The organism is uncultured Flavobacterium sp. (assembly GCF_963925185.1).
In the GTDB taxonomy this organism is placed as follows: Bacteria; Bacteroidota; Bacteroidia; order Flavobacteriales; family Flavobacteriaceae; genus Flavobacterium.
On the sequence record NZ_CAWURC010000008.1, the window covers coordinates 116,062 to 136,030 of the forward strand.

The following is a 19,969-nucleotide window of genomic DNA, read 5'->3' on the forward strand; positions in this document are numbered from 1 at the left end:
AACGCTTTGTTTATAATATTTTCAATCTAATAAATTTTACTTCAATAAATTTTAAAAGAGCTAATTGCTATTGATTTTTAAAAAATAAATGATTCTGGCTGAGTAATATTCGGAATAAATGGACTTAAAGCTCTATAAAATATCAAATCAATAATTTTTAAAAATGCTTTCAACAAATATTTAATCATCAAAAAAAGAAAACAAGTACAAAATAAAAAACCAACATTAAATCATTAATAAACAATCACAAACCCTTGAGCACTATAAAATCATTTTGGGCATCGTATATAAGTAAATAATAAAATTGACAATTTTATTTCTTTTTTTAAATTTGCTCTTAATTGTTACAATTATGTATAACAGTCATAATTGTTAAAAATGAAATACACTTAAAAAAAATAGTTAAAAATGAGTACTACATTATTCGACAAAGTATGGGATTCGCACGTGGTGCGTAAAATTAAAGATGGACCAGACGTGTTTTTTATAGACCGCCATTTCATTCACGAAGTTACCAGTCCTGTTGCTTTTTTAGGTTTAAAAGAAAGAGGAATCACGGTTTTGTATCCAGAACGCACTTTTGCAACTGCAGATCACAACACACCAACAATAAATCAACATTTGCCTGTTGAAGATGCATTATCTGCCAATCAGTTAAAAGCTTTGGAAGACAATGCTGCACAATACGGCATTATTCACTGGGGATTAGGTCATAAAAAAAACGGAATTGTTCACGTGGTAGGTCCTGAAAACGGAATTACTTTGCCAGGAGCAACTATAGTTTGTGGAGATTCGCATACCTCTACGCACGGTGCTTTTGGCGCTATTGCCTTTGGAATTGGAACTTCTGAGGTGGAAATGGTGTTGTCTACACAATGTATCATGCAACCCAAACCAAAGAAAATGCGTATCAACGTAAACGGAACTTTGAGTAAAGGGGTGGGTCCAAAAGATGTAGCACTTTATATAATCTCGCAGTTAACCACTTCTGGAGGTACAGGATATTTTGCTGAATACGCTGGAAATGTTTTCGAAGACATGTCTATGGAAGGTCGCATGACTGTTTGCAACTTGAGTATCGAAATGGGTGCTCGTGGTGGTATGATTGCTCCTGACCAAAAAACATTCGATTTCTTGGAAGGAAGATTATACGCTCCAAAAGGAGAAGCTTGGACAAAAGCTGTTGGCTATTGGAAAACTTTAAAAACCGATGCGGATGCTATTTTTGATGCAGAACTAAACATCAATGCGGCTGATATCGAACCAATGATTACTTATGGTACAAATCCTGGAATGGGAATTGGTATCTCAAAGAATATCCCGAACGCTAACCAAGTTAAAGGTGGCGCCGAAACGTATAAAAAATCTTTAGCCTATATGGGCTTTGAAGAAAACGACGTAATGATTGGTAAATCAATTGATTTTGTTTTCTTGGGAAGTTGTACCAATGGTAGAATTGAAGATTTTAGAGCTTTTACGGAAATTGTAAAAGGAAGAAAAAAAGCGGATAATGTTACTGCTTGGTTAGTCCCAGGTTCTCACGTTGTAGAAGCTCAGATTAAAGAAGAAGGTCTTTTAGACATCCTTACCGAAGCTGGTTTTGTATTACGTCAGCCAGGTTGTTCGGCTTGTTTAGCTATGAATGATGATAAAGTTCCTGCTGGGAAATATGCAGTTAGCACTTCCAACAGAAACTTTGAAGGTCGTCAAGGCCCAGGTTCTAGAACTTTATTGGCTAGTCCAATTATGGCAGCAGCAGCAGCAGTTACAGGAAAATTAACAGATCCTAGAGATTTATTTTAGAATACTGTTTCTCAAAAAAAATTAAAAATAAATGATTTTAAAGAATATGATTTATTTTTCCTCAACGGAAAATCAAAAATCAAAAATCAAAAATCAAAAATCAAAAATCAAATGGCATACGATAAATTCAATATCCTTACGAGTAGCGCAGTGCCGTTACCAATAGAAAACGTAGATACAGATCAAATTATCCCAGCTCGTTTCTTGAAAGCGACAAAACGAGAGGCTTTTGGGGACAATCTTTTTAGAGATTGGAGATACAACGGAGACGATTCTCCAAAAGCAGATTTCGTTTTGAATAATCCAACTTATAGCGGACAAATCCTTGTTGGTGGCAAGAACTTTGGTTCTGGTTCTTCAAGAGAACACGCAGCTTGGGCAGTTTACGATTACGGATTTCGTGCTGTTGTTTCTAGTTTCTTTGCAGATATTTTCAAAGGGAATTGCTTGAATATTGGTGTTTTGCCGGTTCAGGTGAGTCCTGAATTTGCGGAAACTATATTTAAAGCAATTGAAGCAGATCCAAAAACAGAATTGGAAATCAACCTTTCAGCACAAACAATTACGCTTAAATCATCCGGAGAAAAAGAATCATTTGATATTTCTGGTTACAAAAAAGACAATATGATTCATGGTTTTGACGACATTGATTATTTACAAAACATTAAATCAGAAGTGATAACATTTGCTGACAAATTGCCTTATTAAAAAATTCAAGGTTTTAATGAAACCAAACCTCAAAGGTTTTGCAAAACCTTTGAGGTTTAAAATTTTTTTAACCACAAAAAAGCTAAAATAAATCCATAAATGAATTTCAAACCAAGTAGAATAGAAGATATTGATGAAATTTTTAAATTTTATGATTTAGCTATTGAATATCAAAAAACAAAATTTAACAAGCAATGGAAAGGTTTTGAAAGGGATTTGGTTAAGGAAGAAATTTCAGAAAACCGACAATGGAAAATGCTAATTGATGATGAAGTTGCCTGCGTTTTTGCTATTACATTTGATGACGAAAGCATTTGGAAAGAAAAAAATACGGATAAAGCAGTTTATTTTCACCGGATTGTGACACATCCAAAATTTAGAGGGCAGCATTTTGTTGAAAGAATTATCGAATGGGGAATTCCTTTTGCAAAAGAAAAAAATTTAGATTTTTTGAGAATGGACACTTGGGGCGACAACGTATCGTTAATTGAATATTATCAAAAATGTGGGTTTGATTTTTTAGGTGTTATAACTCCTGAATACAAAGGATTACCAAAACATTACGAAGGAATCACGTTGAGTTTATTTCAAATTGAGATAAAAAAGTAATGGCCTTTCGGGAGGAAATATTATAATACAAAGAGAATTTATACAATCAATATGAGAAAAAGGAAAATTGAAATAATGGATACGACGCTTCGCGATGGGGAACAAACATCGGGCGTGTCATTTTCTGCTGCAGAAAAATTAACCATTGCACAATTGTTGCTGGAAGAATTAAATATTGATAGAATAGAAATTGCCTCGGCTCGTGTGAGCGAAGGAGAATTTCAGGCAGTAAAAGACATCATGGCTTGGGCCACAACAAAAGGATATAGTGAACGAATTGAAGTTTTGGCATTTGTAGATGGTGGAATCTCTATTGAATGGATGAAAAAAGCAGGGGCGAAAGTCCAGAATTTATTGACCAAAGGATCGATGAATCATTTGACACACCAGTTGAAAAAAACTCCAGAACAACATTTTTTCGAAATTTCTGAAATGATAGCTTTAGCTAAAAAGAACGATATTGAAACCAATGTTTATTTGGAGGATTGGAGTAATGGAATGAGAAATTCTCCAGAATATGTGTTTCAATTTTTGGACTTTTTGACGACTCAACCTGTCAAAAGAATACTTTTGCCAGACACTTTAGGGGTGCTTATTCCTTCGGATGCGTTCGAATTTGTTTCTAAAATCACAACCAAATATCCAAATATTCATTTTGATTTTCACGCACATAACGATTACGATTTAAGTGTTGCAAATGTAATGGAAGCTATTAAAGCGGGCATCAAAGGATTGCATGTTACTGTAAACGGGATGGGAGAACGCGCAGGAAATGCGCCAATAGAAAGTGTTGTTGCGGTAATAAATGATTTTATGCCGGAAGTAAAAATCAACATAAAAGAATCTTCATTGTACTCCGTGAGTAAATTAGTCGAGACTTTTACAGGGTATAGAATTCCTGCAAATAAGCCTATTGTAGGCGACAATGTGTTTACGCAAACGGCTGGTATTCATGCAGATGGGGACAATAAAAATAATTTATATTTTAATGATTTATTGCCAGAGCGCTTTGGCAGAAAACGAAAATATGCCTTGGGAAAAACTTCTGGCAAAGCCAATATAGAAAAAAATCTTCAAGAATTAGGATTGAAACTAAATCAAGAAGACTTAAAATTGGTTACCCAAAGAATCATCGAACTAGGAGACAAAAAAGAAACCGTTACCAAAGAAGATTTGCCATACATCATTTCTGATGTTTTGGACAGTCATACGTATGAAGATAAAATTGTCATTGAATCGTATGTCTTGGTTCACTCCAAAGGAATTCGTCCATCGACAACGCTTTGTTTAAAAATAGACGGAGAAATGATTGAAGAGAGCGCTCAAGGCGATGGGCAATTTGATGCTTTTATGAATGCCTTGACAAAAATATATAAGAGCAAAAAAATGACGTTGCCTAAACTTATTGATTATGCCGTTCGTATTCCACCAGGAAGTAGTTCAGATGCGCTTTGCGAAACCATAATCACTTGGACAAATGGTAAAAAAGAATTTAAAACAAGAGGGTTAGATTCAGATCAAACCGTTGCGGCAATCAAGGCAACTCAAAAAATGCTGAATGTCGTTAGCTCCTAATCATAAAAAACAAAAACAATCAATAACTCAATATAATTAAGAATGAAATTTAATATAGCCCTTTTAGCAGGAGACGGAATAGGTCCCGAAGTAATCAGTCAAGCCGTAAAAGTTTCTGATGCCATTGCAAGAAAATTTAACCACGAAATCACTTGGACACCAGCATTAACAGGTGCTTGTGCTATTGACGCCGTTGGAGTTCCTTATCCTGACGAAACTCACGAAATCTGTATGGCAGCCGATGCGGTTTTGTTTGGAGCCATCGGACACCCAAAATATGATAATGATCCCAAAGCAACTGTAAGACCAGAACAAGGCTTGTTATTGATGCGTAAAAAATTAGGTTTGTTTGCCAATGTACGTCCAACATTTACTTTCCCCTCTTTGATCGACAATTCGCCTTTGAAAAGAGAACGCATAGAGGGAACCGATTTAATTTTCTTAAGAGAACTTACTGGCGGAATTTATTTTGGAGAAAAAGGAAGAAAAGACGGCGGAGAAACCGCTTTCGACACCTGTACTTACACCAGAGCAGAAGTACAACGTTTAGCAAAAAAAGGTTTTGAATTAGCGATGACACGTACAAAAAAATTATGTTGTGTTGACAAAGCTAATGTATTAGAAACTTCTCGTTTGTGGAGAGAAACGGTACAAGCAATGGAAAAAGACTATCCAGAAGTAACTGTAAGTTATGAATTCGTTGATGCAGTTGCCATGCGATTAGTACAATGGCCAAATTCGTATGATGTATTGATTACTGAAAACTTATTCGGAGATATCTTAACAGATGAAGCGTCAGTAATTTCAGGATCTATGGGATTAATGCCATCAGCCTCTGTTGGAGAACATACTTCATTATATGAACCAATTCATGGCTCTTATCCACAAGCAACGGGTTTAAATATTGCCAATCCATTAGCAACAGTATTGTCGGCAGCAATGATGTTCGAAGATGCTTTTGGATTAAAAGAAGAAGCAGAAGCAATAAGAGCAGTTGTCAACAAATCACTAGAGTTAGGAATTGTCACAGAAGATTTGGCAACGAAAGGAGCCAAATCTTATAAAACTAGCGAAGTTGGAGATTGGTTGGTTGCCAATTTGTAATCCTAGATTATTTAAACATAAAAAAAGATGTCAATGAAAATTGACACCTTTTTTTATGTTTAAAAGAAAAATATTAATATCCTCCTCTGTTTCCACCGCCACGGTTGTCTCCACCACGGCTGTTTCCACCACCATAACCTCCGCGTGAATCTCCACCACGGCTGTTGCTGTTAAAACTTCTTCTTTCGCCTTCTGGTTTTGGCTCAGACTTATTTACTACGATAGCACGACCTTGAACAGTCGCTCCGTTTAACTCATCAATTGCTTTTTGAGCTTCGTCATCATTTGACATTTCAACAAAACCAAATCCTTTACTTCTTCCAGTAAATTTATCAGTAATAATTTTTACAGAGTCAACTGCTCCGTATGCCTCGAAAGACTCTCTTAAATCTGCTTCCTCAATACTGAATGGAAGGCTTCCAACAAAAATATTCATATGTACTTATTTAAAATAATTGCGACAAATGTAGTCTTATTTTTTATAATCTACTATGTATTAGCTAATTTATGGTTTTATTTTCGCGAAAAAATCAAATTTAAAATATAATAGTAGCGATTACTAGCGTTTTATATAGATTTTCCCCTATTTATAAAACTAATTAGCCACTGGAACTTTATAAAAATATCCATATTGAAAATTCAAAAGAGGTCCAGATAATGGATTATTAGCGACATTTACTGCATTAAATTTAAATGTCCCTGTATCAGTTTTTGTTTGCCTCATCATATTTCCTATAACTATCTCCTCATCCTCTTTATCGGTTCTAGTCTTAAAAGTGATTATAGGACTACCATCTTCTAAAACATAAGTTGCAGTATTAAAATTGTTGATTTCTAAAATATAAGATCCAGGATTTTTAGAAGTAGTTTTCAGGTCAGCTTTTCTTTTCTGGTATACCCTTCAATACTTAAAGAAGCATTTGCGGCAAGTGTAGCTTTAATATTAATGGCTCTCCAAAACACATTGTCTTTTTGGTCCTGAAAAGAAGGGTTGTTAAATTCAACGTCCTCTTGACAAGAAACAAAAGCAAATAATACGATTATATATAAAAACTGGTTTTTCATAATTTGTATTATTGATCTTCACAGAAGTAATTTTTTTGATTAAAAAAGGGAAACAGAACTTAAAATTCACATCAAAAACAGACATGATACAGTGCTATTCATTAAAATACAAATCGTATTAGTATTTATCGATAAAAAATGTATCTTTGCACCCTTAATTAATCGAGGTCGAGTACCTCAAAATTTAATCATAAGATTATGTCAGTAAAAATTAGATTACAAAGACACGGTAAAAAAGGAAAACCTTTTTACTGGGTTGTAGCAGCTGATGCTCGCTCAAAAAGAGATGGTAAATACCTAGAAAAAATTGGTACTTACAATCCAAACACGAATCCTGCAACTATCGATTTAAATCTTGATAGCGCGGTAAAATGGTTGCACAATGGTGCTCAACCAACAGAAACTGCCAAAGCAATTCTTTCTTACAAAGGCGCTTTATTGAAACATCATCTTGATGGAGGTATCCGTAAAGGAGCTTTGACTCAAGAACAAGCGGATGCAAAATTAGCTACTTGGTTAGAAGCAAAATCTGGAACGGTAGATTCTAAAAAAGAAGGTTTAACAAAAGCGCAAGCTGATGCCAAAGCCAAAGCTTTCAAAGCAGAACAAGCTGTAAACGCTAAACGTTTAGCTGCTGCTGCTCAAGCTGAAGCTGATTTAATTGCTGCAAATGCTCCTGCTCCTGAAGTAGAAGAAGTTGTTGCCGAAGTAGAAGTAGAAGCTGCCGCTAAAGAAGTTACAGAAGAAGAAACTCCTGTTGCTGAAGAAGCTCCTGTTGCCGAAGTTGAAGCTGAAACTACAGAGGTAGAAACAGAAGCTGCTCCTGAAGTAGAAGTAGTTGCTGAATTAGAAGCTACTCCAGAAGTTGAAACTGAAGCTACGGCGGAAGAAACTCCTGCTGCTGAAGAAAACAACGAAACAAAAGAAGTATAATTTTTCAAGCGACGATGCGTAAAGAAGATTGTTTCTATTTAGGTAAAATCGCAAAAAAATTTAGTTTCAAAGGGGAAGTTCTTGCTTATTTAGACACGGACGAACCACAGTTATACGAAAATTTGGAATCAGTGTATGTTGAATGCAACAAACACTTGGTTCCATTTTTTATTGAAAGCAGTTCCCTTCACAAAAACGATTTTCTCCGCATTCGTTTTGAAGATATGAATACAGAAGAAGAAGCGGATGCCATCTTAGGTAACGATTTATACCTTCCTTTAAATATGTTGCCAAAACTTACTGGCAATAAATTCTACTTTCATGAAGTAATAGGTTTTGAAGTTGAAGACAAACGTCTTGGTGTTGTTGGTAAAATACAATCTATAAATGATTCTTCCGCTCAACCGTTATTCGAAGTTTTGAATGGCGATGTAGAAATACTGATTCCAATGATTGATCATTTCCTCGTAAAAATTGACAGGGAAAACAAAAAAGTTATTATGGATTTGCCAGAAGGCTTGATTGAAATGTATCTTTAGAAAATTTATTCGGATAATCAAATATTCTGAAATCTAAAATTATTATGTCTAAATTCCAATTCAAAAAATTCACTCTTGATCAAGACCGTTGCGCCATGAAAATTGGAACTGATAGTGTTTTACTAGGTGCTTGGACGCCTATCGAGAACAATCCAAACAGCATTCTTGACATTGGAACAGGGACCGGAATCATCGCATTAATGCTGGCGCAAAGAAGTTCTGCAAACCAAATTGACGCTTTCGAAATCGACGAAAATGCATTCGAACAAGCCACAGATAATTTTGAAAATTCCCCATGGAACGAACGATTATTTTGTTTTCACGCCGCTTTGGATGAATTTGTCGAAGAACCCGAAGACGAGTATGATTTAATCGTGTCCAATCCTCCTTTTTATAACGAAGATTACAAATCAAATGACGAACAAAGAGATTTAGCTCGTTTTCAAGATGCCATGCCTTTCGAGAATTTGATTGAAGCCGCCGCTTTGTTACTTTCGGAAAATGGAATTTTCTCCGTTATTATACCTTTCAAAGAAGAAGAAAAATTCTTGGCTCTTGCCAAAGAACATGAATTATTCCCTATCAAAATTACTCGTGTAAAAGGAACTCCAACTACCGAAACCAAGCGAAGTTTATTGGCTTTTAGCCGAAATGATAATCAGGATTTTCCTGTTGATGAATTGGTTATCGAAACTGCCAGACATATTTATACGTCAGAATATATCGAATTGACTAAGTTTTTTTATTTAAAGATGTAATTTTTTTTAATCCAATATTTGTATTCGTTAGCTTCTTTTTATATTTTAAAAATATAACATTTTAACGTTGTTTTGTTATATTTCTTTATGTAGATTTGCAAGACAATTATTAATAGCTTGCTTCGCTTCATAGCGTTGCTGTCTTTGCGAGAAGAAACACTGAAGCAATCACAATGAATAAAATATGAAACCAGACTTATTTCAATCTCCAGATTATTACAACCTTGATGAATTATTGACAGACGAGCACAAATTAGTTCGTGATGCAGCTCGTGAATGGGTAAAACGGGAAGTTTCTCCAATCATAGAAGACTATGCACAAAGGGCAGAATTCCCAAAACAAATCATCAAAGGTTTGGCTGATATAGGTGCTTTTGGCCCTTATATTCCCCAAGAATATGGCGGTGCTGGTTTGGATCATATTTCTTATGGCTTGATTATGCAGGAAATCGAAAGAGGTGATTCGGGTGTTCGTTCAACAGCTTCGGTTCAATCCTCCTTGGTGATGTATCCTATTTGGAAATACGGAAACGAGGAACAAAGAATGAAATATTTACCCAAACTGGCTTCTGGAGAATTCATGGGTTGCTTTGGCTTGACCGAACCCAATTACGGATCAGATCCTGGAAGTATGATTACTAATTTCAAGGATATGGGTGACCATTATCTTTTGAATGGTGCTAAAATGTGGATTTCGAATGCGCCATTTGCAGATATTGCTATCGTTTGGGCAAAAAACGAAGAAGGAAGAATCCATGGATTAATTGTAGAACGCGGTATGGAGGGCTTTTCAACTCCTGAAACGCATAATAAATGGTCCCTTCGCACATCGGCAACGGGAGAATTAATTTTTGATAATGTCAAAGTGCCTAAAGAGAATTTATTGCCTAATAAATCAGGACTTGGAGCGCCGCTCGGCTGTTTAGATTCAGCACGATTTGGAATTGCTTGGGGAGCCATTGGAGCTGCAATGGATTGTTATGACACCGCTTTGCGTTATGCCAAAGAAAGAATCCAATTTGACAAACCCATTGCTGGAACTCAATTGCAACAAAAAAAATTGGCCGAAATGATAACCGAAATTACAAAAGCACAATTGTTGACTTGGCGATTGGGAGTTTTGAAAAACGAAGGAAAAGCCACGACAGCACAAATCTCAATGGCAAAAAGAAATAATGTAGATATGGCCATTCATATCGCACGTGAAGCTAGGCAAATACTAGGTGGAATGGGGATTACTGGCGAATATTCGATTATGAGACATATGATGAATTTAGAATCGGTGATTACCTACGAAGGAACTCACGACATTCATTTATTGATAACTGGAATGGATATAACAGGAATTCCGGCATTTAAATAAAAATTTAAATTGCTATGTATTATAGTAGTCCTGCAAAAGGGCAACTCATTTTTTATGAAATCATACAATTTATTAATAGGTTTAAGTCAATTTTTTTTGGACCAATTTATAAAACTAGTGGTGCTAATTGAGTATGACAATTGCTCCCATTCCAATTTGATTTCCAATTTGTGGATAAACAAAAGCCGTTGTTTTTTTGTTTTTTCCAAAAGTTACTGACTTAAAAGGATTCCAATAGGAAATAATTAATCCCGACGCTAATCCTATTCCGGCGCCGGCAAGAACATCGGAAGTGTAATGTTTGTTATTTGCAATTCGGAGAATTCCTGTTGCCGTTGCAAACAAAAACCCGCTACTTGCATACCATAAATCCGAATCTTTATACTCATAATAAAGAAGCGCAGCGTTTGTAAAAGCTGTCGCAGTATGGCCAGAAGGGAAACTTAAATTATCTGAATGATCTGGTCTTTCGGCACCGAAAGTATTCTTTAAAGAGTAAATTACGGTTACCATAATTACATTGGCAATTGCAATATTGATGGTTTGATGATAAAAATCGTTTTTCGGTTTGAATCCCAATGATTTTCCTAAATAAATTTGGGCAACCGGAACAAATGGGATGTAATTATCAGCCGAAGTATGAAAATTTTCGCCAAACGATTTTCGTGCATTTATTTGTAAATCAGTATTAATATTGGTGTTTAATAGCAAGGTTCCTGCAGTTATTAATGCGACTGGAACAATGAATTGTTTGTATGAGATTTTGTTTTGCTTTTTTATTGAAGAAATCGTGTCGTTAGTTTGTGCATTCCCCAAGAAAACGATTGAAGAAATTAGAATCGTTAAAAGTTTAATTTTCATACCGTCTTAGGGTTTTTAGAAAAGAGTTAAGATTGAATTTTAAAATGTAAATTAGCTTCGTCAAATTTACAAGTAAAGATTTATACTTTTGTTCGAAAACTATGTATTTTTTATCCAAAGAATTATTTTTCCCTCCAGTTTCCCTTGCTAATGTAGAGGGTGTTTTGGCTGTTGGGGGCGATTTGTCTCCAGAGCGTTTAATGCTGGCTTACAAAAGCGGAATATTTCCTTGGTTCGAAAATAATAATCCCATTTTATGGTGGTCGCCAAATCTCAGGATGGTTTTATTTCTAGAGGAATTAGTGATTTCAAAAAGTATGCAAAACATTCTAAATCGAAATATTTTCACGGTTACTTTCAACCAGAATTTTAGAGAAGTGATTTCGAATTGCCAAAAAATTAAACGCGATGGACAAAACGGCACCTGGATTACCAATGATATGGTTGAAGCTTATTGTAAATTGCATGAATTGGGAATAGCAAAATCAGTCGAGGTATGGCAAAACGGCGCATTGGTGGGCGGTTTGTATGGTGTCGATTTAGGACACGTTTTCTGTGGTGAAAGTATGTTTTCTAAAGTTTCGAATGCTTCGAAAGCGGCTTTTATTGCTTTGGCAAACCAATTGAAAATAGATAATTATAAAGTGTTAGATTGTCAAGTTTATAACGAACATCTTGAAAGTTTGGGGTGTAGGGAAATTGAAAGAGAGGAATTTATTGAAATTTTAAAACTAGATAACTAAACACTTTTTATAAAGCAATCTTCCACGTGATCATTAACCATTCCGGTCGCCTGCATATGAGCATAAACTACAGTTGAACCCACAAATTTAAACCCGCGTTTTTTCAAATCCTTGCTAATTGTATCCGAAAGGGGAGTAGTGGCAGGAACTTCTTTTAGCTTTTGTCGATTATTATTAATTGGTTTTCCATTGGTAAATTGCCAAATGTATTTGCTGAAACTACCAAATTCTTCCTGTACTTTCATAAATGAAACGGCATTCGAGACGGCAGAACGAATCTTCAATTGGTTACGAATAATACCTGTATTTTGTAGTAACTCCTGAATTTTGTCTTCGGAATATTGCGCTATTTTTTTATAATCAAAATCGTCAAAAGCCAATCTAAAGTTCTCTCGTTTTCGCAAAATGGTTATCCAACTCAAGCCAGCCTGAAAGGTTTCGAGTACCAAGAATTCAAATAATTTTTTATCTTCATAAACTGGAACCCCCCATTCTTCGTCATGGTATTTTTCGTAAATATCAATTCCCACGCACCATTTGCATCTTGTTTTGTTTTCCATTTTATTGAATTTAAATTTCAAATGTAAACAAAAACCCCATTTCAAATTGCTTCGAAATGGGATTTTGAAATTAGTTTTAGAATAAATTATCCTAAAGCTGCTCTTTTGAAACCGGTAACGACAAGATCTTTATCTAAAGATTTCACATAAGCCGCAACGCTCATTTTGTTGTCTTTAATATAATCTTGGTTTACCAAAGTGTTATCTTTAAAGAAACGAGCTAGTTTACCTTTTGCGATATTGTCTAACATCGCTTCTGGTTTTCCTTCTTGACGCAAAACATCTTTTGCAATTTCTATTTCTTTTGCGATTATTTCTGAATCAACACCAGCTTCGTTCAAAGCAATTGGCGCCATTGCTGCCGCTTGCATTGCGATGTTTCTAGCAACTTCGTCAGCACCGGCAATATTTGCAGATAGTGCAACTATAGTCGCGATTTTGTTTCCAGAGTGAATGTAAGAACCAATAAAAGCACCTTCTAATTTTTCGAAAGTTCTAATTTCTAGTTTTTCACCAATAACTCCAGTTTGCTCGATTAATTTTTCAGCAACAGAGATTCCATTGAAATCAGCAGCTAAAAATTCTTCTTTAGTATTGAAGGTCAAAGCCAAATTAGCCATATCAGTAGCCATTTTCACAAAGCTTTCGTTCATTCCTACGAAGTCAGTTTCACAGTTTAATGTGATAACAACACCAGCAGTTTTGTCAGCATTTACAACTGCAATTGCAGCACCTTCTGTAGATTCTCTATCAGAACGGTTTGCAGCTACTTTTTGTCCTTTTTTGCGAAGGTTTTCGATTGCTAAATCAAAATCTCCGTCAGATTCTACAAGTGCTTTTTTGCAGTCCATCATTCCTGCACCTGTGATTGTTCTTAATTTATTTACGTCTGCAGCAGTAATTGTTGCCATTTTGTTTTTATTTTAAGATTAAAAATTATTTTAAAATAAATTACGAATTACAAATTAGGAATTGCGCATAACACACATAATTCATAATTTATAATTCGTAATTTTTTTGTTATTCTTCAGTTGCAGGAGCTTCCGTTTCAGTTGCAGGAGTTTCAACTTCTGCTTCAACAGCTGGTGCAACCACTTCAACTGGAGCAACTTCTTCGGCAACAACAGCAACTACTACTTCTTCAGCAACTACTACAACTTCTTCAGCAACAGGAGCCGGAGCAGCTACTACTTCAGTCGTTTCAGCTGGAGCATCACCTTCTTTATCAGAAGTTCTGTTAGCTAGACCGTCGATTATAGCGGCAGTTACCAAAGTTAAAATTTTATCGATTGATTTAGAAGCATCATCGTTTGATGGGATTACGTATTCTACCTCTCTTGGGTCAGAATTGGTATCTACCATTGCGAAAACTGGAATGTTTAATTTCTGAGCTTCTTTTATTGCGATGTGTTCCGCTTTGATATCTACTATGAACAATGCTGCAGGAAGTCTAGACATATCTGCGATTGAACCTAAGTTTTTTTCTAATTTAGCACGAAGACGATCTACTTGCAAACGCTCTTTTTTAGACAGCGTCATGAATGTTCCGTCTTTCTTCATTTTATCAATAGTGGCCATTTTTTTAACAGCTTTTCTGATTGTAACGAAGTTAGTTAGCATTCCACCAGGCCATCTTTCAGTGATGTAAGGCATGTTTGCAGCTTTTGCTTTTTCAGCAACGATATCTTTTGCTTGTTTTTTGGTAGCTACGAATAGTATTTTTCTACCTGATGCAGCAATTTTTTTCAAAGCTTCATTCGCTTCTTCAATTTTTGCTGCAGTTTTATATAGATTGATAATGTGAATTCCATTACGTTCCATATAAATGTACGGAGCCATGTTTGGATCCCATTTTCTAGTCATGTGTCCAAAGTGAACACCTGCTTCTAGTAATTCTTTTACTTCTACTTTGTTTGACATTTTTTGTTTAGTTTACGTTCTGTTGATTAGCAATGTATGGATGGCGATTTCTCGGCTGAATACATTTAGATGCTAAACTAATTCCTACCTCAGTAGGCAACAACAACATTGTTTTTAAATTCAATAAATAAACGATGTCTTGTTCAAATAGAACAAGACAGGTACTATTAACGTTTAGAGAATTGAAATCTCTTACGAGCTTTCTTCTGACCGAATTTCTTACGTTCAACCATTCTTGGATCTCTTGTTAATAAACCTTCTGGTTTTAAGATAGCTCTATTTTCAGCATTTACTTCACACATAACACGTGCTAATGCCATTCTTACAGCTTCTGCTTGACCAGTTGAACCACCTCCGTAAACATTAACTTTTACATCAAAGTTAGTTGCATTTTCTGTCATAGACATAGGTTGCATCACTTTGTATTGTAAAGTTGCTGTTGGAAAGTAAGTTGCAAATTCTTTTTTGTTTACAGTGATTACTCCCGTTCCTTCCGAAACATAAACACGTGCAACAGCAGTTTTTCTTCTCCCGATTTTGTGAATTACTCCCATTACTTAAGATCGTTAAGGTTAACTGTTTTAGGTTTTTGAGCGCCTTGTTTGTGCTCTGATCCTACAACAACATTTAAATTTCTGAAAAGTTCTGCTCCTAATTTGTTTTTAGGCAACATTCCTTTTACTGCTTTTTCCACTAGTAAAGCTGGGTTTTTGCTTTGCAATACTTTAGCGGTTAAAGTTCTTTGTCCTCCAGGATAACCAGTGTGACGGATGTATGTTTTTTCATCCATTTTGTTACCTGTAAGGTTGATTTTTTCTGAGTTGATAACAATCACGTTATCTCCACAGTCCACGTGTGGCGTATAACTTGGCTTATACTTACCTCTAAGGATCATAGCGACCTTTGATGCAAGACGACCCAAGTTATGACCGTCAGCGTCTACCACAATCCATTCTTTGGATACGGTTGCTTTGCTTGCTGATACTGTTTTGTAGCTTAATGCGTTCACAATAATTTATTTTAATTAAACATTCCATTCCCAATAAAGGGAGCGCAAAAGTACAATTATTTTCTTGAAATACAAATTGTCAGAAAAGATTATTTTTTGGATGTTTTTTAGCTGATTATCAAATGGATATTTAAAGTTAAATTTATTTGTGTTTTTTGAAATTGTACTTAATTGTAGACTTTATATATTTGCATTGTCTGATTTCGAAAATAAATCGTAAATTCCAATTTTTAAAAGGAAAAACCGAGTTTTTTCTTAAGGTTAAGGTTATTATAAAAATCAAATGCTGTTAAATATCTACTTATGAAAGCTAAAGCAACTCTAAAACAAATTGCAAAAGAACTTAATGTTTCTGTTTCCACAGTTTCAAAAGCGCTAAACGATAGTCCTGAAATTAGTGAACAAACAAAAACCAGAATAAAAGAATACGCAAAACTTAAAAACTACAAACCTAATGTTATAGGTCTGAATCTCAAAAACAGATCAACAAAAACTATAGGAGTTATTATTCCAAATATCCTGAATTCTTTTTTTGCCAAAGTTTTCACCGGAATTGAAAAAGTTGCTGAAGAAAAAGGATATAACGTGATTACTTGTATTTCGAATGAGTCCTTGGAAAAAGAAATTAATACTTTGGAAATGTTAAGTAACGGAACGATAGATGGATTTATTTTATCAGTTTCTGAGGAAGCTCAAAAATCACAGGATTACAATCATTTTAAAGAAATCATAAATGATGGAACGCCAATTGTCATGTTCGATAGAATTGCCGATGGGGTAGAATGTGATAAAGTTGTAGTTGATGATTTTGATTCAGCACTAAACGCAACTCAACATTTAATTAATTTAGGGTGTAAAAACATCGCTTTATTCTCTTCTGTAGATAATTTAAGTGTAGGTAAACTAAGAGCCGCCGGGTATCTTAAAGCTTTAGAAAATAACAATATTGCAATTAATCAGGATATAATTCTTAGAACCGAATCAGAAGAAGATTTAAAAGACAAAGCAGATGTTTTATTTGATAAAAATTCAATTGACGGAATTTTTGCTTTAGATGAAAATGACTCAGTCGCTGCTTTGCGAATTGGCCTTAAGAAGGGTTATATGATACCCGAAACCCTTTCCATAATAGGTTTTGCCGACGGTATTCTTGCTTCAAGAAGATTGTCGCCAAGTTTGTCTACAGTGAGTCAGCACGGTCCAGAAATTGGCGAAGCTGCTGCTAAATTGCTTATAGAGAGACTGGAAAGTAAAGAAGAGAATCTTCCTTATAAAACAACGGTTATAAAAACTGAATTGAGACAGCGGGAATCAACAAGGAAACTATAATAATATAAAAAGGTTAATTTATTAATTTAATTTTCCTTTTTCTGATTTTTAAAATCTTCTAATGCGCTTCTAACCAATCTTTTCCAGTACCTAAATCTACCTCTAAAGGAAGATTCATTATAAACGCATTTTCCATTTCGTGTTTTATCATTGGCAGAATTCTTTCCAGTTCTAAGTTGTGAACATCAAAAACAAGCTCATCGTGTACTTGCAATAACATCTTCGATTTCCAGTTTTCTGAAACTAATTTCTTGTGAATATTAATCATTGCAATTTTAATAATATCAGCAGCACTTCCCTGAATAGGTGCATTTACAGCATTTCGTTCTGCGCCACCACGAACCATTGCGTTTTGTGAATTAATATCTTTCAGATAACGACGCCTTCCTAAAATTGTTTGAACATATCCATTTTCTCGGGCAAATTCTATCTGTTCCTGTATGTAGGTTTTAAGTCTCGGATAGGTTTTGTAATAAGCTTCAATCAAAGCCGAACTTTCGCTTCTTGATAAGGAAGTTTGATTGCTCAAACCGAATGCCGAAACCCCATAAATAATTCCAAAATTCACCGTTTTAGCATGGCTTCGTTGTTCACGAGTAACCTCTTCCAGTGGAACATTAAACACTTTTGAAGCAGTCGATTTGTGAATGTCTTCGTGGTTTTTAAAAGCAGCAATCATATTTTCTTCTCCAGATAACGCCGCAATAATTCTCAATTCTATTTGGGAATAATCCGCAGAAACTAAGGTGTAGTTTTCGTCACGGGCAACAAATGCTTTTCGGATTAATCGTCCACGTTCCGTACGAATTGGAATATTTTGCAAGTTCGGATTGTTAGAACTCAACCTTCCTGTAGCAGCAACGGTTTGCATATAATCAGTGTGAATGCGTTTTGTAATTTTGTTGACCTGATTGGGCAAAGCATCGACATAAGTATTTTGTAGTTTTATCAATTGGCGCCATTCAAGAATATCTTTAACGATTTGATGTTCGTTTACTAAATAACTCAAAACCTCTTCGCCAGTAGCATATTGACCGGTTTTTGTTTTCTTTTGTTTGGCTCCGCCAATTTTGAGTTTGTCGAATAAAACTTCCCCTAATTGTTTTGGAGAAGCCAAGTTGAACGAATGACCCGCAGTTTCATAGATTGTTTTTTCTAATGATTTGATGTCGTTGCCCAAATCTTTCGACAATGATTTCAAAAAATTAGTATCTACTCGAATACCTTCTTTTTCCATATCGGCAAGCACTTTTACCAACGGGATTTCAATGTCTTCAAATAATTTTTTTGTTTCTGTTTTGTCTAGTTCCAATGTGAAAATTTCCTTCAACTGCAGGGTCACATCGGCATCTTCAACGGCATATTCCTTGATTTCTTCAAGCGCAACATCCCGCATCGATTTTTGGTTCTTCCCTTTTTTACCAATCAATTCTTCTATGGATTTTGGCGAATATTTTAAATAAGTTTCCGATAAAACATCCATATTATGTCGCATATCTGGATTGATGAGATAATGTGCAATCATCGTGTCGAATAATTTTCCCTCTACCTTAATATTATAATTGGAAAGAATTTTCAAATCGTATTTTAAATTCTGTCCGATTTTTTCAATTTTTTCATTTTCAAAAAACGGGATGAATTTATCGATTAAAATTTGCGCATCTTCCTGATTTTTCGGAAACGGGACGTAAAAGCCCTTCCCTTTTTCGTAAGAAAATGAAATACCGACCAATTCGGCGTGCAAAGCATCAAGGCCAGTCGTTTCGGTATCAAAACAAACCGAAGATTGATTTTGCAGATTTTGCAACAGCAATTTCAAGCCCAAATCTCCTTGAATAATTTGATAGGAATGCGTGGTGTTTTCTAAAGTATTGTAATATTGATGTCTTGTATCTTCCGAAGTGTCATCGGAAATAGCACTTCCAAACAAATCAAATTGTTCTTCATTTTTAGGCTGCGGTTTTTTATAAAGTTTAGCTTCATCTACAGGAAAATTTGTCGTTGCCGTTCCTCCTTTTTTGAATATAGCATCAAATTGTTCTGCCATTCTTCGAAATTCCAGCTCGTTAAAAAGGGCATCGGTTTTATCAACATCTGGCGTCGATAATTCATAATCAGTTTCGTCGAAAACCACGGGACAATCCAGTAGAATTGTTGCCAATGTCTTGGATAAGATACCTTTTCCCTTGTTGGATTCAATGTTTTCCTTCATTTTGCCTTTCAGTTTGTCGGTATTGGCCAAAAGATTTTCCATTGTGCCAAATTCCTTCAATAATTTTTTGGCGGTTACCTCACCAACACCAGGCAGTCCGGGAATATTATCGGCTGCGTCACCCATCATTCCAAGAAAATCGATTACTTGGTCAGGACGTTCGATTTCAAATTTTGCCAAAACTTCGGGAATTCCCCAAATTTCAATTCCATTCCCCATTCGAGCGGGTTTGTACATAAAAATATTTTCTGAAACTAGTTGTGCAAAATCCTTATCAGGAGTTACCATAAAGACTTTGTAATTCTGTTTTTCGGCTTGTTTGGCAATGGTTCCAATTAAATCATCGGCTTCATAGCCTTTTACTTCAATAATTGGTATGTGCATTGCTTGTAATAATTTTTGGATGTATGGAATTGCGATTTTTATGGGTTCGGGAGTGGCATCACGATGTGCTTTGTATTCAGGGAAAATTTCATTCCTCAATTGGCTTCCGCCATTGTCAAATGCCACAGCCAAATGATCTGGTTTTTCGCGTTTGATGACATCCATTAAAGAATTCATAAATCCCATAATTGCTGAAGTGTCCATTCCTTTGGAGTTGATTCGTGGGTTTTTTATAAAAGCATAATAACCGCGAAAGATTAAAGCATAAGCATCGAGAAGGAAAAGACGTTTTTGTGACATAATGAAATAAATTTAAAAACGTAAAAGTAACGAAAGTTTAAAACTTTTTGTAATGTTTTTAATGTAGTTTCAACTGAAATTATTTTGATTATTTTATAAAAGAGGTGTTGACTACTGTTTTTTCACCCTTTCTATAAAAGCATGACTCGAAATAATTTTGGTGCGATTTTAGTTAAATTTGATTTAATATGAAT

At 35.1% G+C, this 19,969-nt stretch carries 20 protein-coding genes and 1 pseudogene; 11 read left to right on the forward strand and 10 right to left on the reverse strand.

Annotation, left to right across the window (positions count from 1 at the left end):
• Positions 1–408 precede the first annotated feature (408 nt).
• From leuC to leuB, 5 genes are all read left to right on the forward strand, one after another.
• Positions 409–1,803 carry a 3-isopropylmalate dehydratase large subunit gene (gene leuC / locus AABM59_RS02510; RefSeq protein WP_338407401.1) on the forward strand — a complete coding sequence of 465 codons (1,395 nt, stop codon included), beginning with the start codon at positions 409–411 and terminating at the stop codon, positions 1,801–1,803.
• A 111-nt stretch (positions 1,804–1,914) separates the two neighbouring features.
• Entirely contained in the window at positions 1,915–2,511 is a 597-nt protein-coding gene (leuD, locus tag AABM59_RS02515) for a 3-isopropylmalate dehydratase small subunit (RefSeq protein ID WP_338407402.1), read from the forward strand.
• Positions 2,512–2,610: 99 nt separating this feature from the next.
• Entirely contained in the window at positions 2,611–3,120 is a 510-nt protein-coding gene (locus AABM59_RS02520) for a GNAT family N-acetyltransferase (protein WP_338407403.1), read from the forward strand.
• Positions 3,121–3,171: 51 nt separating this feature from the next.
• Complete coding sequence (locus AABM59_RS02525; RefSeq protein ID WP_338407404.1) at positions 3,172–4,695, forward strand: alpha-isopropylmalate synthase regulatory domain-containing protein; 1,524 nt, start codon at positions 3,172–3,174, stop codon at positions 4,693–4,695.
• A gap of 42 nt (positions 4,696–4,737) precedes the next feature.
• Positions 4,738–5,799, forward strand: coding sequence for a 3-isopropylmalate dehydrogenase (gene leuB, locus AABM59_RS02530; RefSeq protein ID WP_338407405.1), 1,062 nt, complete (start codon positions 4,738–4,740; stop codon positions 5,797–5,799).
• A 73-nt stretch (positions 5,800–5,872) separates the two neighbouring features.
• On the opposite strand, the gene AABM59_RS02535 is transcribed toward leuB, so the two are convergent.
• From AABM59_RS02535 to AABM59_RS02545, 3 genes are all read right to left on the reverse strand, one after another.
• A complete protein-coding gene (locus tag AABM59_RS02535) occupies positions 5,873–6,235 on the reverse strand; it encodes an RNA-binding protein (protein ID WP_338407406.1) in 363 nt (120 codons plus the stop codon).
• A gap of 159 nt (positions 6,236–6,394) precedes the next feature.
• Positions 6,395–6,673: a DUF6252 family protein gene (locus AABM59_RS02540; RefSeq protein ID WP_338407486.1), complete on the reverse strand. Its 279-nt coding sequence runs from the start codon at positions 6,671–6,673 to the stop codon at positions 6,395–6,397.
• On the reverse strand, positions 6,670–6,864 hold the full coding sequence (locus AABM59_RS02545) for a DUF6252 family protein (protein WP_338407407.1): 195 nt from the start codon (positions 6,862–6,864) through the stop codon (positions 6,670–6,672). The genes AABM59_RS02540 and AABM59_RS02545 overlap by 4 nt, the downstream gene beginning before the upstream one ends.
• 198 nt (positions 6,865–7,062) lie before the next feature.
• On the opposite strand from AABM59_RS02545, the pseudogene AABM59_RS02550 reads away from it, so the two are divergent.
• The 4 genes and pseudogenes from AABM59_RS02550 to AABM59_RS02565 all read left to right on the forward strand — a co-directional run.
• Positions 7,063–7,668 (forward strand): annotated as a pseudogene (locus AABM59_RS02550) (30S ribosomal protein S16); the annotation flags it as partial.
• Between the two features lie 143 nt (positions 7,669–7,811).
• Positions 7,812–8,336 carry a ribosome maturation factor RimM gene (gene rimM, locus AABM59_RS02555; protein WP_338407408.1) on the forward strand — a complete coding sequence of 175 codons (525 nt, stop codon included), beginning with the start codon at positions 7,812–7,814 and terminating at the stop codon, positions 8,334–8,336.
• A gap of 44 nt (positions 8,337–8,380) precedes the next feature.
• Positions 8,381–9,094 (forward strand): methyltransferase, encoded by a 714-nt coding sequence (locus tag AABM59_RS02560; RefSeq protein WP_338407409.1) that lies wholly within the window; start codon positions 8,381–8,383, stop codon positions 9,092–9,094.
• A 184-nt stretch (positions 9,095–9,278) separates the two neighbouring features.
• Positions 9,279–10,457 carry an acyl-CoA dehydrogenase family protein gene (locus AABM59_RS02565; protein WP_338407410.1) on the forward strand — a complete coding sequence of 393 codons (1,179 nt, stop codon included), beginning with the start codon at positions 9,279–9,281 and terminating at the stop codon, positions 10,455–10,457.
• 123 nt (positions 10,458–10,580) lie between these two features.
• On the opposite strand, the gene AABM59_RS02570 is transcribed toward AABM59_RS02565, so the two are convergent.
• The gene (locus AABM59_RS02570; protein WP_338407411.1) at positions 10,581–11,318 is read right to left on the reverse strand and encodes a phosphatase PAP2 family protein; all 738 of its coding nucleotides are present in this window, start codon (positions 11,316–11,318) and stop codon (positions 10,581–10,583) included.
• A gap of 101 nt (positions 11,319–11,419) precedes the next feature.
• Here AABM59_RS02570 and aat point away from each other — a divergent pair, with 101 nt between their 5' ends.
• Entirely contained in the window at positions 11,420–12,061 is a 642-nt protein-coding gene (gene aat, locus AABM59_RS02575) for a leucyl/phenylalanyl-tRNA--protein transferase (RefSeq protein WP_338407412.1), read from the forward strand.
• Here the strand turns inward: aat and AABM59_RS02580 are convergent.
• The 5 genes from AABM59_RS02580 to rplM all read right to left on the reverse strand — a co-directional run bounded on the left by AABM59_RS02580 (position 12,058) and on the right by rplM (position 15,550).
• Positions 12,058–12,621, reverse strand: a complete 564-nt coding sequence (locus AABM59_RS02580; protein WP_338407413.1) for a DNA-3-methyladenine glycosylase I — start codon at positions 12,619–12,621, stop codon at positions 12,058–12,060. The two genes, aat and AABM59_RS02580, sit on opposite strands and share 4 nt — an antisense overlap.
• Positions 12,622–12,707: 86 nt before the next feature.
• Positions 12,708–13,532, reverse strand: a complete 825-nt coding sequence (tsf, locus tag AABM59_RS02585) for a translation elongation factor Ts (protein WP_338407414.1) — start codon at positions 13,530–13,532, stop codon at positions 12,708–12,710.
• 109 nt (positions 13,533–13,641) lie between these two features.
• On the reverse strand, positions 13,642–14,541 hold the full coding sequence (gene rpsB / locus AABM59_RS02590; protein WP_338407415.1) for a 30S ribosomal protein S2: 900 nt from the start codon (positions 14,539–14,541) through the stop codon (positions 13,642–13,644).
• A gap of 167 nt (positions 14,542–14,708) precedes the next feature.
• The gene (gene rpsI, locus AABM59_RS02595) at positions 14,709–15,095 is read right to left on the reverse strand and encodes a 30S ribosomal protein S9 (protein WP_132005716.1); all 387 of its coding nucleotides are present in this window, start codon (positions 15,093–15,095) and stop codon (positions 14,709–14,711) included.
• Positions 15,095–15,550 (reverse strand): 50S ribosomal protein L13, encoded by a 456-nt coding sequence (gene rplM, locus AABM59_RS02600; protein WP_338407416.1) that lies wholly within the window; start codon positions 15,548–15,550, stop codon positions 15,095–15,097. The genes rpsI and rplM overlap by 1 nt, the downstream gene beginning before the upstream one ends.
• A gap of 303 nt (positions 15,551–15,853) precedes the next feature.
• Here rplM and AABM59_RS02605 point away from each other — a divergent pair, with 303 nt between their 5' ends.
• Complete coding sequence (locus tag AABM59_RS02605) at positions 15,854–16,879, forward strand: LacI family DNA-binding transcriptional regulator (protein WP_338407417.1); 1,026 nt, start codon at positions 15,854–15,856, stop codon at positions 16,877–16,879.
• Positions 16,880–16,937: 58 nt separating this feature from the next.
• Here the strand turns inward: AABM59_RS02605 and polA are convergent, their stop codons facing one another.
• Positions 16,938–19,778 (reverse strand): DNA polymerase I, encoded by a 2,841-nt coding sequence (gene polA, locus AABM59_RS02610; protein WP_338407487.1) that lies wholly within the window; start codon positions 19,776–19,778, stop codon positions 16,938–16,940.
• Between the last annotated feature and the right edge of the window lie 191 nt (positions 19,779–19,969).

Coding starts and splice junctions, on each gene's coding strand:
- leuC (WP_338407401.1), top strand. CDS start 409: ATGAGTACTACATTATTCGACAAAGTATGGGATTCGCACGTGGTGCGT.
- leuD (WP_338407402.1), top strand. CDS start 1,915: ATGGCATACGATAAATTCAATATCCTTACGAGTAGCGCAGTGCCGTTA.
- AABM59_RS02520 (WP_338407403.1), top strand. CDS start 2,611: ATGAATTTCAAACCAAGTAGAATAGAAGATATTGATGAAATTTTTAAA.
- AABM59_RS02525 (WP_338407404.1), top strand. CDS start 3,172: ATGAGAAAAAGGAAAATTGAAATAATGGATACGACGCTTCGCGATGGG.
- leuB (WP_338407405.1), top strand. CDS start 4,738: ATGAAATTTAATATAGCCCTTTTAGCAGGAGACGGAATAGGTCCCGAA.
- AABM59_RS02535 (WP_338407406.1), bottom strand. CDS start 6,235: ATGAATATTTTTGTTGGAAGCCTTCCATTCAGTATTGAGGAAGCAGAT.
- AABM59_RS02545 (WP_338407407.1), bottom strand. CDS start 6,864: ATGAAAAACCAGTTTTTATATATAATCGTATTATTTGCTTTTGTTTCT.
- rimM (WP_338407408.1), top strand. CDS start 7,812: ATGCGTAAAGAAGATTGTTTCTATTTAGGTAAAATCGCAAAAAAATTT.
- AABM59_RS02560 (WP_338407409.1), top strand. CDS start 8,381: ATGTCTAAATTCCAATTCAAAAAATTCACTCTTGATCAAGACCGTTGC.
- AABM59_RS02565 (WP_338407410.1), top strand. CDS start 9,279: ATGAAACCAGACTTATTTCAATCTCCAGATTATTACAACCTTGATGAA.
- AABM59_RS02570 (WP_338407411.1), bottom strand. CDS start 11,318: ATGAAAATTAAACTTTTAACGATTCTAATTTCTTCAATCGTTTTCTTG.
- aat (WP_338407412.1), top strand. CDS start 11,420: ATGTATTTTTTATCCAAAGAATTATTTTTCCCTCCAGTTTCCCTTGCT.
- AABM59_RS02580 (WP_338407413.1), bottom strand. CDS start 12,621: ATGGAAAACAAAACAAGATGCAAATGGTGCGTGGGAATTGATATTTAC.
- tsf (WP_338407414.1), bottom strand. CDS start 13,532: ATGGCAACAATTACTGCTGCAGACGTAAATAAATTAAGAACAATCACA.
- rpsB (WP_338407415.1), bottom strand. CDS start 14,541: ATGTCAAACAAAGTAGAAGTAAAAGAATTACTAGAAGCAGGTGTTCAC.
- rpsI (WP_132005716.1), bottom strand. CDS start 15,095: ATGGGAGTAATTCACAAAATCGGGAGAAGAAAAACTGCTGTTGCACGT.
- AABM59_RS02605 (WP_338407417.1), top strand. CDS start 15,854: ATGAAAGCTAAAGCAACTCTAAAACAAATTGCAAAAGAACTTAATGTT.